This is a genomic window from Ensifer sp. 1H6, assembly GCF_001976035.1.
Taxonomy (GTDB): Bacteria; Pseudomonadota; Alphaproteobacteria; order Rhizobiales; family Rhizobiaceae; genus Ensifer; species Ensifer canadensis.
Window position 1 is genome coordinate 454,986 of sequence record NZ_MOAI01000001.1, and the last position, 17,698, is coordinate 472,683.

At 59.1% G+C, this 17,698-nt stretch carries 16 protein-coding genes and 1 pseudogene; 7 read left to right on the top strand and 10 right to left on the bottom strand.

Features of this window, described 5'->3' with window-relative positions:
* Nucleotides 1-25 precede the first annotated feature (25 nt).
* From BKP54_RS02000 to BKP54_RS02010, 3 genes are read right to left on the bottom strand one after another with little or no spacing between them, the layout of a single operon-like run.
* Nucleotides 26-346 (bottom strand): NIPSNAP family protein, encoded by a 321-nt coding sequence (locus tag BKP54_RS02000; RefSeq protein ID WP_084814119.1) that lies wholly within the window; start codon nucleotides 344-346, stop codon nucleotides 26-28.
* Nucleotides 347-358: 12 nt separating this feature from the next.
* Entirely contained in the window at nucleotides 359-1,984 is a 1,626-nt protein-coding gene (locus BKP54_RS02005) for a choline dehydrogenase (protein ID WP_084814120.1), read from the bottom strand.
* A gap of 3 nt (nucleotides 1,985-1,987) precedes the next feature.
* The gene (locus tag BKP54_RS02010; protein ID WP_084814121.1) at nucleotides 1,988-2,815 is read right to left on the bottom strand and encodes a hypothetical protein; all 828 of its coding nucleotides are present in this window, start codon (nucleotides 2,813-2,815) and stop codon (nucleotides 1,988-1,990) included.
* Nucleotides 2,816-3,079: 264 nt separating this feature from the next.
* On the opposite strand from BKP54_RS02010, the gene BKP54_RS02015 reads away from it, so the two are divergent.
* The 3 genes from BKP54_RS02015 to BKP54_RS02025 all read left to right on the top strand — a co-directional run bounded on the left by BKP54_RS02015 (nucleotide 3,080) and on the right by BKP54_RS02025 (nucleotide 5,813).
* Nucleotides 3,080-3,724: a TetR family transcriptional regulator C-terminal domain-containing protein gene (locus tag BKP54_RS02015; protein ID WP_025430497.1), complete on the top strand. Its 645-nt coding sequence runs from the start codon at nucleotides 3,080-3,082 to the stop codon at nucleotides 3,722-3,724.
* Between the two features lie 250 nt (nucleotides 3,725-3,974).
* Nucleotides 3,975-5,534 carry a hypothetical protein gene (locus BKP54_RS02020; protein ID WP_198956808.1) on the top strand — a complete coding sequence of 520 codons (1,560 nt, stop codon included), beginning with the start codon at nucleotides 3,975-3,977 and terminating at the stop codon, nucleotides 5,532-5,534.
* 87 nt (nucleotides 5,535-5,621) lie between these two features.
* The gene (locus BKP54_RS02025) at nucleotides 5,622-5,813 is read left to right on the top strand and encodes a DUF6494 family protein (RefSeq protein ID WP_025430499.1); all 192 of its coding nucleotides are present in this window, start codon (nucleotides 5,622-5,624) and stop codon (nucleotides 5,811-5,813) included.
* A gap of 526 nt (nucleotides 5,814-6,339) precedes the next feature.
* Here the strand turns inward: BKP54_RS02025 and BKP54_RS02030 are convergent.
* Together BKP54_RS02030 and BKP54_RS02035 are read right to left on the bottom strand one after the other, a co-directional pair.
* A complete protein-coding gene (locus BKP54_RS02030; RefSeq protein WP_280951614.1) occupies nucleotides 6,340-8,259 on the bottom strand; it encodes an alkyl sulfatase dimerization domain-containing protein in 1,920 nt (639 codons plus the stop codon).
* Nucleotides 8,260-9,001: 742 nt separating this feature from the next.
* The gene (locus BKP54_RS02035) at nucleotides 9,002-9,427 is read right to left on the bottom strand and encodes a VOC family protein (RefSeq protein WP_084814124.1); all 426 of its coding nucleotides are present in this window, start codon (nucleotides 9,425-9,427) and stop codon (nucleotides 9,002-9,004) included.
* Nucleotides 9,428-9,740: 313 nt separating this feature from the next.
* Here BKP54_RS02035 and BKP54_RS02040 point away from each other — a divergent pair, with 313 nt between their 5' ends.
* From BKP54_RS02040 to BKP54_RS02050, 3 genes are all read left to right on the top strand, one after another.
* Nucleotides 9,741-10,142 (top strand): cupin domain-containing protein, encoded by a 402-nt coding sequence (locus BKP54_RS02040; RefSeq protein ID WP_084814125.1) that lies wholly within the window; start codon nucleotides 9,741-9,743, stop codon nucleotides 10,140-10,142.
* A 46-nt stretch (nucleotides 10,143-10,188) separates the two neighbouring features.
* The gene (locus BKP54_RS02045; RefSeq protein ID WP_084814126.1) at nucleotides 10,189-11,508 is read left to right on the top strand and encodes an epoxide hydrolase; all 1,320 of its coding nucleotides are present in this window, start codon (nucleotides 10,189-10,191) and stop codon (nucleotides 11,506-11,508) included.
* A 269-nt stretch (nucleotides 11,509-11,777) separates the two neighbouring features.
* A complete protein-coding gene (locus BKP54_RS02050) occupies nucleotides 11,778-12,203 on the top strand; it encodes a pyridoxamine 5'-phosphate oxidase family protein (protein ID WP_057206903.1) in 426 nt (141 codons plus the stop codon).
* Nucleotides 12,204-12,228: 25 nt separating this feature from the next.
* Here BKP54_RS02050 and BKP54_RS02055 read toward each other — a convergent pair.
* The 4 genes and pseudogenes from BKP54_RS02055 to BKP54_RS02070 form a co-directional block, all read right to left on the bottom strand.
* Nucleotides 12,229-12,472, bottom strand: a pseudogene (locus BKP54_RS02055) (transposase domain-containing protein); the annotation flags it as partial.
* Nucleotides 12,473-12,554: 82 nt separating this feature from the next.
* Entirely contained in the window at nucleotides 12,555-13,019 is a 465-nt protein-coding gene (locus BKP54_RS02060) for a hypothetical protein (protein WP_084814127.1), read from the bottom strand.
* A gap of 148 nt (nucleotides 13,020-13,167) precedes the next feature.
* On the bottom strand, nucleotides 13,168-14,751 hold the full coding sequence (locus BKP54_RS02065; RefSeq protein ID WP_057226120.1) for a DHA2 family efflux MFS transporter permease subunit: 1,584 nt from the start codon (nucleotides 14,749-14,751) through the stop codon (nucleotides 13,168-13,170).
* A gap of 25 nt (nucleotides 14,752-14,776) precedes the next feature.
* On the bottom strand, nucleotides 14,777-15,979 hold the full coding sequence (locus BKP54_RS02070; RefSeq protein ID WP_084814128.1) for an HlyD family secretion protein: 1,203 nt from the start codon (nucleotides 15,977-15,979) through the stop codon (nucleotides 14,777-14,779).
* A 112-nt stretch (nucleotides 15,980-16,091) separates the two neighbouring features.
* Here BKP54_RS02070 and BKP54_RS02075 point away from each other — a divergent pair, with 112 nt between their 5' ends.
* Nucleotides 16,092-16,748, top strand: coding sequence for a TetR/AcrR family transcriptional regulator (locus BKP54_RS02075; protein ID WP_057206895.1), 657 nt, complete (start codon nucleotides 16,092-16,094; stop codon nucleotides 16,746-16,748).
* A 290-nt stretch (nucleotides 16,749-17,038) separates the two neighbouring features.
* On the opposite strand, the gene BKP54_RS02080 is transcribed toward BKP54_RS02075, so the two are convergent.
* On the bottom strand, nucleotides 17,039-17,698 hold the full coding sequence (locus BKP54_RS02080) for a hypothetical protein (RefSeq protein ID WP_084814129.1): 660 nt from the start codon (nucleotides 17,696-17,698) through the stop codon (nucleotides 17,039-17,041).

Genomic DNA, 17,698 nt, shown 5'->3' on the forward strand with positions numbered 1-17,698 from the left:
CAATGCCGACGCGTGCCTGGTCGTCTCAAAGCGGCGGCGAATAGGATGCAGGGTTCATGATCATCACCTCCTGCTTCTGGATCGCATCGAGCGCCCAGACTTCGGAGATGAACTTCTGCCAATCCGGATCGGCATACATGGCCGACCGGCGCGCCTCGCGATCTGCAAGGCTGTCGTAGGCCCACATCAGAACGGTGGTGTGAAGCGTGCCGAGCTCCGAGACATAGAGGCCGACGAATTTGTTAAGATGACGTTTTTGTACCGGGAGACCGTCAGCCTCGTATTTCTTCATCCACTTGTCGACCGTGCCTGGTTTGAAGGTGTAGGTGCGGTGTTCGAGGATCATCGGATCACTCCCTTAGGTGTTCAGGATCAATTCGGCGCATTTCTCGCCGATCATGATGGCGGGCGCGTTGGTGTTGCCGCTCGAGATGATCGGCATGATCGAGGCGTCGGCGACGCGCAGACCGTCGATGCCGTGCACCTTGAGCCGAGCATCCACCACCGCCATGGGATCGTTGCCCATCTTGGCGGTGCCAACAGGATGGAACGTCGTCATGGCCGTGGCGCGCAGCCAGCGGGTCAGCCCGGCGTCGTCGTTTGCTTCCGGCCCGGGCGCCAGCTCCTTGCCGCGATAGCGGTCGAAAGCCTTCTGGCCGACGATGTCGCGCGTCAACCGGATGCCGTCGATCATCGTGCGGATGTCGAAATCGGACTGGAGGTAGTTCGCCTGGATCCTCGGCTTGTCGGTAGGGTTCGCCGACCGCAGCGTGATCTCGCCACGGCTTGCCGGATTGACGGGCCCGACCCGGATCGTGAAGCCATGATCGGCCTCCACCGCCCGCTTCTTGGCGAAGGGATTGGGGAAATGCAGGTTGGCGGTCTTTTCCAGCGCTGGCATGAAATGCAGCTGGATATCGGGCGAGACGAGGCCGTCGTTCGAGCGAATGAAGGCACCCGCCTCGTAGGGAAACGTCGTCGTGACGCCCTCGCCAAACAGCATTCCTTGTGCGACGGCGGGAATGAGCTTGTCGGCGCGCAGGTCGCCGAACAGCGTCACCGGCTCGCGGCATTCCCAGCTCATGACGCAGTCGACGTGGTCCTGGAGGTTCTTGCCGACACCGGGAAGATCGAGCGTCGGCTTGATGCCGAGCGCACTCAGTTCGTCTGCCGGCCCGATGCCGGAAAGCAGCAGCGCCTTGGGCGAATTGACCACGCCTGCCGACAGGATGACTTCGCGCCCGGCACGCGCGATGCCCGGCCTGCCATCCTTCAAATATCCGACGCCGCATGCTCGGCCACCCTCGATGAGGACACGCGTCGTTTCGGCGCCCGTCAGCACGGTAAGGTTCTTTCGTCCGAGCGCCGGGCGCAGAAATGCCCAGGATGTGGACCAGCGCTTGCCCTTGCGAATGGTGAAATCGTAGCGGCCGAACCCTTCCTGGGTGGCGCCGTTGAAGTCGTCATTCTCTGGATAGCCGGCCTGCAGGCCCGCCTCGCAGAACACGTCCATCAGCGGATTGTGGCCACGGGCACGGCAGACGGTGAGTTCGCCGTCCGTGCTGTGAAACGCGTCATCGCGCTCGATGTGCGTCTCAGAGCGCCGGAAAGCCGGCAGCACGTCTTCATAGGACCAGCCGGGTGAACCGAGCTGCGCCCAGCGATCATAGTCGTGGCGATTGCCGCGCACGTAGATCATGCCGTTGATGGTCGAGGTCCCGCCGAGAACCTTGCCGCGCGGCCAATAGAGGGAGCGGCCGTTGAGATAGGGCTCCGGTTCCGTGTGATAGTGCCAGTTGTAGATGCCCGAATGGAAGAGCTTGCCCATCAGCATCGGCAGCCTGAACAGCGGATTGCGGTCCTTGCCACCAGCCTCGATCAAAAGCACGCGGTTGGCCGGGTTCTTCGACAGGCGGTTCGCAAGAACGCAACCGGCCGAACCCGCGCCCACGATGATGAAATCATATTCCGGGGTAGACGCCATGATTCACCATGCGATGGGACGGCCGCCCATCGCCTCCAGATAGAGATTGCAGAGAAGGAAGGGATTCTCCCGGCCAAGCACCTTGTCGGCGAAAGCGGGATGCTCGCGCTCGACGCAGGCGACATTGCCGGTCCGCCCCTCGCGAATGCCGGCTTCGGCGAAGATATCGGCCGCAGCCGCACCGAAACCGAGAAAGACGATCGGCTCGCCCCGAGCCAGAAGCATTTCGACCACACGCAGCATCAAGGGCCGCCAGAACGGAAGATGTCCGCGCGACTGATGCGGATCGATATCGACGCGAAAGCGGGAAAGCGTCAGGGATGCGTTGAGCAGCAGCACGCCCTCGCCCACCCAGCGGTCGGCGATTGCGTCTGGCGCCTCGAACGCGCCGGCAGGGTCGCACAACAGGCGCCGCACATCGGGCCAGCGACCGAAGTCCTCGCTCAGGCTCTCGTCACCGAGCCGCGCGGCCGCGATGAGCTGCATATAGGCGCGGATGCTCTTCGAGAACATCTTGTCCAGCTCGACCCACGCGGCAAGATTGCCGGCCTCGAAGGCTCGGCCCGTTGCGAAACCTGGCTCCGGATAGGGATCCTGACCGAGGATCACGCAGCGCACGCCGTCGGGCGCAATTCCATCGAAGGCCGCAAGAGCGTGCGCACCCTTCGGCTGCCCGGGAAAGGTCTTGCCGCGACGCGCAGGGAAAATCGGCTCCCAGGCTTCGAACGTCAGAGCTGCGTCGACCCGGTCGAAATCATCGCCAATGGGTCCGAGCGCATCCTGCCAGACATCAGGCAGATCGGCCTCCCAGCCGGCCAGCGTTTCCGCCATCGCCTCTCTCAGTCGTGCCGGCATCATCGCACCGCCCCTCCAACTCGTTTGACAGGAGACTAGACAAAAGCTGACCAAAGTGTCAACTTTCATGAACGCAAAAAATGACTAGATCGTCAGGTTTTTTTGACCAGATCGTCAACTTTTTTTTACAAAAGGCGATGCGCTTGCATTTTGCCGGAAAACTCGGAAATTGCGGAAACGGTCTCGCCGCCACGCATGATTGTCTGGTAGGGAGCGGCGGCGAGATGGAGGCGAGATCGCATGGCAAGGGCAGCACGAGATCCGGAGGAGCGTATCCGCGCACGCAATATGCGCCTCATCATCAAGGCCGGGATCGAGATATTCGCGCGTAAGGGCTTCGACGGCACACGCATCGCCGAGATCGCCGAGGCCTCGGGCCTGCCCAAGGCCAACGTCTATTACTACTTCTCCTCCAAGGAGGAGATCTACAAGGCCATCGTTACACACCTCATCGCCAGCTGGGACGACGCGCTGAAATACATTTCGCCCGAGCGCGAGCCGGCTGACGCCTTCCGCCTCTACATCAAGGCCAAGCTCGACTACACGCGCAAGAACACTGCGGAATCCCGGCTCTTTGCCAGCGAGATCATCCAGGGCGCCCGGTTTCTGAAGAAGAAGGATCGCGACCACATGCGCCAGGTCACGGATGCGCACGTGGCAGTCGTCGAGGGATGGATTGCGGCAGGAAAGATGCTTCCGGTCGATCCGCGCCACCTGTTCATCATGCTTTGGGCATCAACCCAATTCTACGCGGATTTCGAGCCCATCGCAGCCGACGGACTGAAGAAGGCGCGTTTGAAGGCAGAGGATTATGACACGGCGGCGACGACGATTACCGAGACGATCCTCAAGGGCATTCTTCCAGACCCGGCGCAACGTTCATGAATGAATATAACATGAGCGGGCCTCAAACTTGATTGCTCTCGAAAGAATTCAAACCGTCGGCACCCGCCATGTCACGCTACGGACATTAGTAGTTTGCGAGCTTCTTGCCGGTTGATCATGCGGCGTAGATATCAAATTATCCGGCAAGGCTTTGAAAGCGACGAGGGCCGATTGCTTGATTGTTTTTTCTCCAACGCTCCCCGGAAACGGCAAAATAACGGGTGTGTTCGTTAGCCCGGATAGCCATATCTTGGCCGTCGCGAGCTTGTTTCCGCTGCTTACAAATCCGCCAGGGCGTGCCGCCTATACCGGGCAAAGGTTGCGCCATCGGCTGGCCCTCTACCATCGCGGCGAGCGGCGGCCCTTTGCGGCCTTCGATATGCTGCGGCTCCCGATCAACGACATCAGCTTTCATCCGCACGAACCGGTCATCGCGATTGCGGCAGGCAGCTACGATGGTGGCTGGTTTTTTGAAGGCGAGCTGGTCGCTTGGAACTGGTCATCTGATCGGTCTTGGCCGCTGGCCGGGGGTCTCCCCGAGATTGAGCGCTGCAGCTTCAATGTCGCTGGCGATCGGCTCGATCTGCTGGTCAGTCCTTGGGACGAAGAGTGGGGCAGCGAAGAAAGCGAGGAAGATCCGTTCGACCGACTCTACCCGGTGAACGTTGCTTACGAGGGGGCAGTCGGCAGTATCGCTGTCGAGATCGATCCGGCGACATGGATCGCGCGTCAGCTGATCGATAGGCAGATGTCCGATCAAGATCGGCAATCGGCGATGGAACGGCAGCTGGCCAATTGGTTCGGCACCGATCGACTGGTGCAGCGAGGCGCAATCTGGGACGTCGCTTGGCTGGACAGCGGCCGGCTCGCCGCCGTCCATGACCACTGCCTGCTCGAAATTCATGACCTGGAGAACGGCAGCGTCGTCTGCTTCTCCGGTGAGGGGTATGGCGCGCGCATCCTGCGATCGTCGCCGCCGATTGTTCAGATCGGACCGCCTGCCTCAGCGCTTGGCGAAGCACCGCGCTCGCGACTGCAGGTGCTCCGTGATGGCCGGCTTGCGGAATTTGGTACGTTCGAGGGCGTCTATTCCTTTGTCTCCTCCCGCGACGGTCGGGTTCTGGGGCGGCGCGACAGGCATCCGGCGGGCGTTGGTCAGGCCGATGTCCTGATCGATATCGGCACCGGACAGGCTCGGTTCGTCGACCTCGGCGATTATGACTGTTTCAATCATCATATCGGCATCGATGGCGCACCAGATCTCTACCTGCTGCAAGGCACGCCACCGACCTCACACAAGAAGAAACGTCTCTGCCGCGTCAAACCGGACGGCACCGTCGAGGACTTGTGGCCGCTCCTGCCTGCCGACGGCAGCCACGCCAGTCATGCCATGGAATGCATCGGCTGTTACGTCGAGGACGACGCCGGTCGTGGTATCGTCGTGGCCGGCCGGTACTATCACCCGGATCCGCGTCAGGGCCATCATGGCTTCATCTACCGAAAGGCGATCGAGCGACCGGGCCGTGAGATCTGGCGTCACGCCACCGCTGCGGCCGCCAGCGCCGTGGTTCATGTTGCGCCAATAGGACTTGTTGTTGCGGCGCTGCTCGACGGCACGATCCTCGTGCTCGACGCGGCAGCCGGCACGGTCGTGGCGAAGGCGCGTGCCGCCGTCGACGGAGTTGCCACGGTCATCTATGCGATGGATGCTTCAGACGCCTTGCTGGCTGTCGGAACGTTCGACGGATGCATCGCCGTCATTGCGCTCGACGATCTGTCGGCCGATAGCGGCATCATGGAACTGGCCTGAGTCGTCCACACCGCGCGCCTCACGATCCTGCTTCCTTGACAACTCGCCTTCCCTTACAATCCCGTCCGGACACAGAGGAGTTCCGCCATGAGCGAAGACGCCTTCAATTTATCCATCCGCAAGTTCTTGAAGGAAGTCGGCATCACCTCGCAGCGCAAGATCGAGGAGACGGTGCGCGAAGGGCAGACCGGCGAAAAGACGCTGAAGGTTCGCATGACGCTGACGGCGGAAGGCACCGACCTCAACCACGTTGTAAATGGCGAGATCGAGCTTCCATAAAAAGCATCAAGCTCTCTACCGCGCGACGTCGCATCCCATTGGTGCAATTTCGGAGCCTAGTGTCCACCCATTGCCATGCTCGGCTGTTTTCGTCCACTCAACCCTTCTTCGGGCGCGTTCATCATTTCGCTGTCGGGTGGATCAGACGAGGCGTTCGGCATGCCATAAAGGTTGAGATGAAGGAATAGGGAGTGGTCATAGCCTTCCTTCTGCGAAGCGTCAGGGGTGTTTCGGCTTTGTCCTCAAGCCATCGCCAGCAGCCAGGGCCGAAGCCCCTCCGCCAGGAAGTCATCGGCAGAATCTTGGTCAACGAGGAATTCGGGAAAACCAGCGGTTCCAATGGTTTCCAAAAATGTGGGGCATTAAATCCGTTTCTGAGCTTTTCGGCGGATTGTCTTACACCAATGGCGAATTTTGGCTTTCAGGTGCATTGGCTTGAACGCTTTATGCCTGCATGCTCATCGTGCGCCTGAAAAATGGAGGAAAGCTTCCTGCCGCCCTAAGACGGCAGGAAGATCAGGTTTCGTCACGGCGTCACTATGTTGAACCAGAAGTCGAAACTATCGAGCATTGAAACGAGCTGGCCGAGTTTGGCGTTGTCGCCGGCGACCTTGACCTTGCCGTCGGAAACGGCCTGGTCGAGTTTGGTCTCCCCGAGTGCAATGCTGTTTAGATCGGCTCGCGTCAGGGTGATGGTTGCGTCAGCCTCGTCGGCTTGCTTGTCTTTCGTGTTGTTCAAGACACCGTTCTCGAGTTCGACGAGATACTTGCCGTCGGCACCAAAGTCGAAATTGAGGACGATGTGAGCGTCGCCGGCCTTTTCAGCATTGAGCCGTACGCCGAGATAGTCGAAGAACAGGTCCAGCGACATCGCACGCACGGTGTCCGGGCTGGCTGTATTCGGCGTCGGAAGTTTTTTAACACCCTCGCGCAGCTCTTTCGCACCCGTCAGGTAGAAGTTGCGCCAGGGTCCGGACTCCGCCTGATAGCCGAGCTGTTCCAGCGCATCGGCGACGAGATCCTTGGCGGGCTGGTTGTTCGGATCGGCAAAGACGACATGGTTTGCGACCTGGGCAACCCAGCGGTAGTCCCCCGCCTCGAACGACTTCTTCGCCTTGTCCAGAACGGCGTCCGAACCGCCCATGAACTCGACGTATTTCTTGCTCGCTTCGACCGGCGGAAGTTCGTGCAGCGTCGAAGGGTTGCCGTCGAACCAGCCGAGATAAAGCACGTATGTGGCCGCGACATCGTGATAGATCGAGCCGTAATAGCCGCGGTTTGCCCAGAAATTATCGAGGCTAGGCGGCAGTTTGAACGTCTCGGCGATTTCCCGCATAGTCATCCCATGGTTCACCATGCGCAGTGTTTCGTCATTGATGTAGCGATAGAGATCGCGCTGCTTTTCAAGCAGGTTCACGACCTTCTCGTTGGTCCACGTCGGCCAATGGTGTTGGGCAAACATCACCTCCGCCTTGTCGCCCCACATGACGAGCGCCTCGTTCAGATACTTGGACCACGGTAGAGGCTCGCGGATTTTGGCGCCACGAAGCGAGTAGGTATTGTGGAGCGTGTGGGTCGCGTCTTCGGCGGCCGAGATCGCCTTTTTCTCCTCGATGTACCACAGCATTTCCGAAGGCGCTTCGGAGCCAGGGGCCATCAGGAATTCGTAGGTGAGGCCGTCGATTGTTTCTTTCTGACCGGTCTTGGTGATGATGTCGGTCGGAGGAATGAGCGTCACCGTTCCGGCCGATGTCGTGGTGCCAAGTCCAGCACCGACCTGGCCTTTCGGGTCGGGCGCAAGCAGGTTGCCGTACATGTAACTTGCCCGGCGGCTCATGGCCGTACCAGCCATCACGTTCTCCGCCACAGCGGCTTCCAGGAAGCCTTCCGGAGCGTAGATTTTAACTTTGCCGGAGGTGACGTCGTCTTCTGAAACCACGCCGCGCACACCGCCGTAGTGGTCGACATGGCTGTGCGTGTAGATGACCGCCTTCACAGGCTTGGTGCCCCGGTTCTTGAAGTAGAGGTCGATGGCAACTTTTGCCGTCTCGGCAGAGACGAGCGGGTCGACAATGGTGATGCCCTCGGTGCCTTCAATGATCGTCATATTGGAAAGATCGAGGTTGCGGACCTGATAGATTCCGTCGGTTACCTCAAACAGACCGCTCATGTTGATGAGCTGCGACTGCCGCCAAAGGCTAGGATTGACGGTCGCCGGCGCTTCGGCCCCTTCCTTGATGAAGCCGTACTGTTCAGGGTTCCAGATCGCGTTCCCGCTCTCTCCCTTGATAAGTTCGCTCGGCAAGGGAGCGACTAAGCCGCGTTTGGCATCCTCGAATTCAGTCGTGTCGCTGAAAGGAAGTTGTTGCAGCAGTTTGCCATTGGCAGCTTTCGTTGCCTCCGTCGCGTCCTTTTGCGGCTGTGGACTTTGTGCATGGACGGGCATTGCAGTGGCCGCAATGATGGCAATGATCGACAAGCCAGATAAATATCGCTGAATTCGCATTCTCACTTCTCCCGATTGTATTCAGATGAGATGCTCGCGGTGGCGCTGCCACCATCGATAGAGACTGCAGTTCGCGAAAGCTTCGTGAGCTTTCTTACAACAGCTGTTGCCGCTGTGAGATCGATTACCTAACGCGCGCGGGGAATGGGGAAAGTACGTAACTGTTAATTTTAACATTGATAATGGCCATCCTAGGCGCAAACATCACGTCGCGGGGCCTGCAATTGGAGTCGGAAACGGAGAACCGAGCCTTTAGCGCACAAGGCTTGTTGTGCTCTTTGTCGTGCAGTTCCGTGATCGACTTGTGCAACCGTCCAGAGGCGAGATGGCGTCGCATCGGGTATGACCTACGGCCCAAGCAAAACCCAGTGGCAGCAGTCCATGACGGTCTGTGTGTTCATCCAGACAGGTGGGAACAAACTCCTACTTCGACCACTGAAGTTGCATGGTGGGAGCGCGGGCAGGTTACCCACCCGCGCAACCGCGTCCCCGTTGGGCCGGCCGTCTTGTTGATATGTCCGACCTTGCAACAAAAAGATGCCCCCAATTGAGCGGCATCTGAGCGGATGCCGGGCGTCGGATACGCCGGGGCGTCACACTGTTTGGGTTCAAGAGTCGGCCCGCGGCCGCTGGATCATCGCGTTGAAAACCCGGTGGCCCGGTCAACGGTGATGCCCGACGATCAAGCCTCGTCAGGTCCATTTCTGTACACGAGGAACTTGTTGCCTTCAGGGTCGCGAAAATATGCGCAGTACGGGCCGTCGGCGTTTTCCCCTCTCGGACCTGGAGCGCCCTCGTCAGAGCCGCCAGCCGCCAAAGCAACCGCGTGGGCCTCCTGAACATGAGCACGGGACCGTGCTTCGAAGGCGACCATCCCGCCATTCCCGACGTTTGCCGGCGCGCCGTTGAAGGGGCTGATCACGCCGAATTCGAGCGCCTTGTGCCCGTAATAGACAGCCCTTCCGGGCTGCACCAGAACGCGGCCGATACCGAATACGCCGAGCAGCTTGTCATAGAAAGCCGCTGCAGCATCCAGGTCATTGGTGCCTACGGTCGAGTGGCCCGGCAGCCCGCGGGGCTTGTCGGACTGAGCTGTGATAGCGTTCATTACGATCTTCCTCTTATGTTGCGCGCGGCCAGGGTGGTGACACCATCCTCGGCTCGCAGAGGAGATTTGCGCGTTTCTTGTGTATCGCATTTTTCACAAATGCAGCCGGTGCGTATCGAACTGTGTCAAACTGCCGGGCGGATACATCCTCATACAACTGCCCTTTATCGCCATACGGACCCGGGACGTGAGCGGCGATACATGCCGTTACAAACGGCCCGTCGGGCGGACACATCGTCAATACACGAACGCACTCAAATGGTGCCGCTGGCCTCGAAGACGAAGGCTCGAACAATGCGGAAAGGAAGACCATATGAATATGTCTCATGTCATGGCGGGTGCGCTGCTGATCGTTGGAAGTGGATTGGCGCTGCCCACGGCCAACGCACAGCAACCGGGAATTCAGCGCACCGACCTTGTGCAGCACGATCTCAGCATACCCGCGCACGAAACCGTTCAGGCACGCGTCGACTTCGGGCCCGGCGCCATCTCCATCAAGCACTCTCATCCGGGCGAAGAGGTGGCCTATGTCCTCGAAGGCTCGCTGGAATACCAGCTCGAGGGTAGAGCGCCGGTTACCCTTCATGCCGGCGAGGCCCTGTTCATTCCGGCCGGGGTGGCTCATCTCGCGAAGAATGTCGGCAGCGGCAAGGCATCGGAGCTCGCGACCTACATCGTCGAGAAAGGAACCCCGCTTGTCGTTCCGGTCAAGTGAGCGTTTCGACATGGATCCTCGAAAGCAGAGAGAAGGACGTGTGAAAATGACCGCTGAGAAAACCGCCAACGCTTTTGCGCTGTCGCGCCGGGCTCTGCTCTTAAATGGAGCGGTGGCGGCAGCCCTTGCGGTGTCTCGCCCTGCCAGCGCTGTCGCCCAAGCGAACACCACGAAGCCTTTGGAGGCTGGCGAAGTTCGCCCCTTCCGTGTGGATGTCTCGGCGGCAGAGCTCGTCGATCTTCGAAAGCGCCTTGCCGCGACGCGCTGGCCAGACCCTGAAACGGTCGATGACCGCTCCCAGGGCGTACAACTGGCGAAGCTTCAGGCGCTGGTGCGCTACTGGGAGACTGACTACGATTGGCGCAAGGCAGAGGCGAAGCTTAATGCCTTGCCGCAGTTTCTGACTGACATCGACGGCCTCGACATTCACTTCATCCATGTGCGCTCGCGTCATGCGAACGCATTGCCGCTCATCATGACCCACGGCTGGCCCGGTTCCGTTTTCGAACTGTTGCAAGTCATTGGCCCGCTGACCGATCCCACGGCGCATGGAGGGACGGCGGAAGATGCTTTCCATGTCGTGCTTCCGTCCATTCCAGGGTTCGGCTTTTCGGAAAAGCCCAAAGGTACCGGCTGGAACCCGGATCGCGTCGCTCGCGCCTGGGACGCCCTGATGAAGCGCCTCGGATATGGAAACTACGTGTCACAGGGCGGCGATTGGGGCGCCATCATTTCCGATGCGATGGGCCGTCAGGCTCCTGCGGGTCTGCTCGGCATTCATGTGAACAGGATTGAGCGCTCGACCACCATCCCGCCGGAAGTTGCACGGGCGTTGAGAAGTGGTGATCCTGCACCGGCGAATTTGACCGCCGAGGAACGGGCAGTTTTTGACCAGGCCAGGGAGTTCCTCAGCAAGGGCTTTGGCTATGCGGCAATCATGGGAACGCGTCCACAAACCGTCGGCTATGGCCTTGCCGACTCGCCGGTTGGACTGGCAGCATGGTTCTATGACAAGCTCGCCGACTGGGTGTTCACACGCGATGAACCGGAACGCGCGTTGGGCCGCGACGAGATCCTTGACAACATCACGCTTTATTGGCTGACGAACACCGCGACCTCGAGCGGCCGGATCTATTGGGAAAGCAGCGCCGGCAACAGCAAGTTGGCTCCTATTGCGATCCCGGCGGCCGTGACGATATTCCCGGGAGAGGTTTACAGGCCGCCGAAGCACTGGGCGGCACGAGCGTACCACAACCTGATCTACTACAACCGAGTGGACAAGGGTGGACACTTCGCAGCGTGGGAAGAACCGGAGCTTTTCAGCGCCGAGTTGCGCGCCGCTTTCCGGCCACTGCGCCGGCTCTAGCGCGTCGATTTGGAAGAAGCGCACGAGCCGGTGAATACGGCGACCTCCGCTGTCACCTTCACGCAGGCGGCCTTCGAGCGCAAATCCGAGAAGACCTATCCGATCTCGCGATAAAGGATTTGGAAACGGCCATCGAGATTGTCCAGGTTGAGGAGGGAGCCGATGTCGCACCTTGCCCCCCTCCGGCGCTATGTCAGGCTTCAGGCGTGAGGATGCCGCGAATTCGCATCCTCTCGATACCCTCTACGTTATCTCGGGGGACTTCAGCCATGGACAACGCTCAAGGCAAGAAAGTCATCTTGGAATTCTTGCGCCAGCACACCCTGGCGGTGATCGCAACATCTCATGCAGACGGCAAGCCCGAAGCTGCGGCCATTGACTTTTCGGTGCGTGACAACCTCGAAATCGTGTTCGATACCTCCGAGCAGACCCGCAAGTTCGAGAACCTGTCAGATAGAACAAGCGTCGCACTTGTCGTCGGCTGGGACAAGAATATCACGGTTCAATATGAGGGCGACGCCATGAAGGTTTCCGCCTCCGAAATGCAGGAATACCAGAAAGCGCATCTTGAAAGCGTTCCAGTTGAGAGAGAGTTTGTCGAGAATGGTGCCGTCTTGTTTAAGGTCGTCCCTCGGTGGATGCGATATTCCGATTTCACCAAGGACCCTGTCGAACGTCTAGAGGTCCGCTTTTAGTGCCACGCGAGCGTGCGCTGACCAGCTATCTGCGGAAGAAATACAGTACGCGGTGCCAGACGCAGCATACGCAGTATCCCGATCGCACCTTGATCGGATAATTCCACTCAGGAGTTCGCCGATGTCGCTGCTTGTGGCCCGTTGACGATGGCGGTGAGTGTGCTGGTCAAGTAGGCCAAGGGATCGATGGCGTCGAGCTTGCAGGTCTCAATGAGCGTGGCGATAGTGGCTGAGCTTTCGGCCCCGGCGTCGTGCCCCGCGAAGAGTGCGGTCTAGCGCCATCGTCCGTTCATTCTGCCCATGTCGGCGATCACCGGTTTTGGCTGTCACACAGCCAGGCGGATTTCCGGATTACTGCACCCGGTTCGGGCACAACGCCTTGTACTGGTCCAAGGCTACATCGTAGCCGGAGGCGCTCGAGCCGTCCAACGGCTCCCCGCCGCCTTCCTCGACCAGTAGGTATTCGGTGCTCATCCCGGTCGGATCATAGTCCGGGTTCGACCCTTTGAACTGGTAGCCTTGTCCATTGAGCGTGATGAACGTGCCGGTTTTGCAGTTGGCCGAGATTTCCGTCAGCAGCTCCACCTTCAGTTCGTCCGCGATGCACTTCAGCGTTACCTTCTGCACGTACTCCTGGCAAAAGGCGGTGGCATTCTCCCGCGTGTGTTTCGTGAATATTTTGGCGTGAGTCGTCCCGATGTTCGACTTCTTCACCACCGTCACCTCCATGCCGGCACGCGAGCCGTAATAGAGCGTCTCCGCCTTTGCCGCTGCGCTCATGGCGAGCAACAGCCCGATCGTCGTGGCAATACGCATCATTTCCCCTGTGTAATTCCGCGTTGGAGCAACATACCGCGATCAACCCTCCGTTGCGTACCTTCCCCCTTGTGCAGCGCGAAGCCCCTTGGGGCTCGGCGCTGGCAACATGACCGCTATCTTCAGAAAGATGGTTTTTGCGAGGGGCTCAATGAGCACCGGCGCCGCCTCCAGCGCCCGGCTTTTGGGTCAGCAACAAAGCAACCGCAGCGATTGCGAGCACGACCCCGATGACAGCGAAGGTGTCGCTGAAACCCAGAATGAGCGCCTGGCGTCGAACGACTTGGCCCAGAGCCGCGATCGCCTTGTGACTGGCAAGAACCGGGTCGGAAACGCCGTGCGCCATGAAGTAACTGGCAGTCTGGGAGAGACGGTCGCGGACCTCCTCCCGGGCAAGGGTCACCGACTGGCCGATGATGTTCGAATGGAACTGCTCGCGCTTCGTAAGGATCGTGCCGAGCGATGCCGTGCCGATGGCGCCGCCGAGGTTGCGCAGCATGTTGGACAGCCCAGAGGCCGCAGCGGCGTCGGACGGAGCAATGCCAGCCGTGGTGATGGCGGTGATCGGCGTCAGCACCAGCGCCTGTCCGATCGCACGCACGATGTTGGGGATCCAGAACTGATCGCCGGCACTGTCCGCCGAAAGGGTAATGTTCATGAAGCAGCTGATTGCAAAGATCGAGATGCCGAGGAAACCGATGTAACGGACGTCGAACCGTTTCATCAGGACAGGGACGAGCGGAATGAGCAGCAACTGCGGCAAACCCGTCCAAGCCAGGACGTTGCCGATCTGCTCGGCGTTGTATCGCTGCACCTGGCCCAAATATTGCGGCAGAATATAAACGCTTCCGAAAAGCGCGACACCGACGAGCATATTGACGGCAACGCCGATCCCGAAATTGCGCTGTGTCAGCAGACGCAGGTTCACCAGCGGCTTCTTCACGGTGAGTTCAATCCAGATGAAAGCGGCAAGGAAAACGAAGGCGATGATGCTGAGCTTGACGATGAATGGAGAGGAGAACCAATCCTCCTTGTTGCCTTCCTCAAGCACGGTCTGAAAAGCGGCGAGCCCGACGGTCATCGCAATGATTCCTGCCCAGTCACCTTCCTTCAGCAGGTGGAGCTGCATCGGCTGCTTGTCGAGCGTCAGGGCAAGGGCAACGACCATGAGGGCGCTCGGTACGGCGTTGATGAAAAAGATAGACTGCCAACCGTAGTTTTCGGTCAGATAGCCGCCGATCGTCGGGCCGATTGCCGGGGCAAACGTGACCGATAGAGCAAAGAACGCCAGGCCGAGCGGCTGCTGCGTCTTCGGAAGCTTGGTCAGTACCATGGTAAACGCCATGGGAATCAGAACCCCACCGGCAAAGCCCTGCAGCCCGCGCAGGAGGATCATCGTTCCAAGGTCGTGAGCAAAGGCACAGGCAATCGAAAACAACGGGAAGAGAACGGAGTTTACCAGAATGTATCGGCGGAACGAGAAGACGCTGCTGAAATAGGCCGTCAAGGGAATGACGACGATTTCGCCGATCAGGTAGGAGGTGGAGATCCAGGCGCCATTGTCGATGCCGGTACCAATGCCGCCCTCGATATCGAGCAATGAGGCATTGGTAATCTGGATGTTGAGAATGGCCATGAACGCGCCGATCATGCCGGCGAGTACGGCGATCCAATCCCTGGTGCTGGCCCGCGGCTGCGAGGCGACTGTGGTTGTTGAAATTTCGGAGGACATGGATGCAATCTCCTCGCCTTTCCCGTCAGACCCGGTCGCCCTGAGCGGCAGCTTTGGTGTCGATACTCGGCTGCACCGACATGCCGGGGCGAAGATCGCCGGCAGCGGTGCTTTGGCCATCAAGGATGATCTTGACCGGGATACGTTGGACGACCTTTGTGAAGTTGCCCGTGGCGTTATCAGGCGGAAGCAGGGCAAACTCCTGGCCACTTGCCGGCGCGATGCTGTCGACACGGCCATGATAGGTGCGGCCGGGGAACATATCGACTTCGAGATCGACAGCTTGGCCGGTATGCACGTCGGTCAACTGTGTTTCCTTGTAATTGGCGATCACATAGACCGCCGTGATTGGCACGATCGACATCAACTGCGTGCCGGCCTGAACATATTGGCCGACCCTTAGCGTGCGGTTGCCCACCGAGCCGTCAACAGGCGCGAGGATGGTCGCATAGGAAAGATCGAGTTCGGCCTGGCGTTGAAGGGCCAGGCCACGGGCAAGAGCGGCCTTTGCCTGGGCAACCTCGGCGTTCAAAAGATCAACCTGTTTGATCGCGGCGTCGAGAACGGCGCTGTCGCGCGCGACGGAGGCCCTGGCTACCCCGATCTGCGAGGCTGCCTGCTCAGCGGTCCGCACCGGGCCATATCCTGTAGTCGCAAGATTCGAATAGCGCTTGTCGTTCTGTTGCGCGAAGGTCTCATTGGCCTTGTCGACGTCGACGGTCGCGCGTGCTGCGGCGATCGTCGATTGCTGGATGTCGAGGGCGGCTTCCTTGGCAGAAAGCGTAGCCTCGGCGGCAGCGACATCAGCCTTCGCCTGGTCGAGCGCGGATCTGAAATCGCGATCGTCGATTCTTGCAAGCGGTTGACCAGCGATGACCGTTTGGTTGTCGCTGACAAGCACTTCGATAATATGGCCGGCCACCTTCGGAGCGATCGTGCTGGAGTCGGCCTTCACATAGGCGTCATCCGTTGACACGTGGAAGCGGCCAACCGTCCAATAGTCATGGCCGAAATAGCCGCCGGCGGCAATCAACGCGAGCGCAGTTGCCCCGATGAGCAGAGAGCGGCCCGAGCGTTTGCGGGCCGTCCTTGCTTCAGCGGCCGACCCGGCCAGCTCTGCGACGCGTGGCGGATTGCCGGCATCGAGCGTTGCGGGCACCGCTTCCGCAACCGCATGAGCGGCGGAGGGGACGTTGTTATTCAAGGCATGCAGCTTATTACCAGGCATTGTTATTCTCCGGAACAGGTCGCGAAGGCTACGGCCTCTGTTAATTGGAAATTTGATATTTTCCAAAATACGCGCTATAAAATCGAAGTCAACGAAAATTTGGAAACTCACGATGGTCCAAAATCACAAAATCGAGAAGAGATCGCGAGGCCGACCCCAGGTGCGGTGCGACGAGGACACCAGGAATGTCATCATCGAGGCCGCAAACAAGCAGTTCCACGAGAACGGATACGCAGCAGCCAGCATTGCGGCGATCGCGCAAGAGGCGGGCGTCTCGACCAAAACGCTCTACAGGCTTTTCCCGACGAAGGCCGACGTCTTTTCGGACTTGATTTCCGATCGTATCGCCCGCTTCCTGCTGGCGCTGGATGTGAGCACGCTGGCGACGACGGACCTGCGGCAGGGTCTCGAGCGGATGCTGACGGCCTATGGCATGCTGACGCTCTCCGACGATACCATCACCATCACGCGCCTTGTCATCGGCGAGTCCGACCGCTTCCCGGAGATCGCAACTTCCTTTTATGAGCAGGCGATCGTCAAGACCAACAACCTGATGGAAGATTGGTTGCGCAAGCAGGCCGATCGCGGCGCCCTTACGCTTGCAGATCCGCATGCAGCTTGCGGGATGCTTCGCGGGATGATGGTCATGGAACCCCAGCGGGCCGCCATGCTGCGTCAGAAACCGGCGCCCCGCATCGAAGAGATCGCCGCGCGCGCGCGGATGTGCGCGGATTTGTTTCTAAGGGGCACTGCGACCGCTCGATCTTGACGGCATCTTACCGGCGTTGCGCTCCCACGATCCGGTCGAGCCGAAATCGTTGCCCCAGGACTCCAATGTGGCGGCCAGGTGCAAGAGCCGGCATCGAACTGATCCATCGTGAGAGCAGCCAATGCCAGCCGCACCCATGCCAACCAACGGCTTGCCATTGGGCGCAACTAATTTTGCTCGAGGCATTCCATCACGCTGAATTTGTCGCGCCCAATCGGCCTTGCAGCGGCGTCGAGCCGCACACATACAAAGTGGTGTCTCCATCCTTGTAGGGGCTCTGTCGCCAATTATTAGTCCCGTTGCCGTTGTGGAGCCAACGCCATCGTCTGCGCATAGGCGAGCGGCGAGCGGTTGCCCGGCATGTTTTCGTCCAGCACCAGCGTCTTGAGATCGCCGGCGCGAACATCGAGAGATATGGCACGATCGAGCTTATCGATCGACCAAACGGCGTAACCGAATGCCGAGTCAAATCCACAATCGCAGCCGCAATCGCCTTTGGCGATTTTCGACGGTCTTTTAGATAGACACATGATCTGCGGTTTTGGCAACTTGTAGCAATGCCCCTCATACGCATAACCATAAATCACACCGATGCTTTTTATATAATCCACTTTACCACCCAAACTAACAGGAAGGAAACTATAAGACTTTCCATCAAATACCGCTATTGTTACTCCATTGCCGACAACTCCGGAGCTCTTCAATATATAATCAATTAACCTTCCAATATCATCAATTATGCTAGCGTCTCCAATACTTCTGATCTTACCATCAATCCCAGATATCATTTCATTAATATTTTCATCTTTATTTTGTTTATCATAAAATTTCGCCGGCCGCCCATATAGTCTAATATCTCCTGGACGATAAGCCTCATATTCAATTACATCTTTTAGACTTTCTAGATCTTTTGCATTTCCAACAACAGGATTAACATAACAACCACTCAT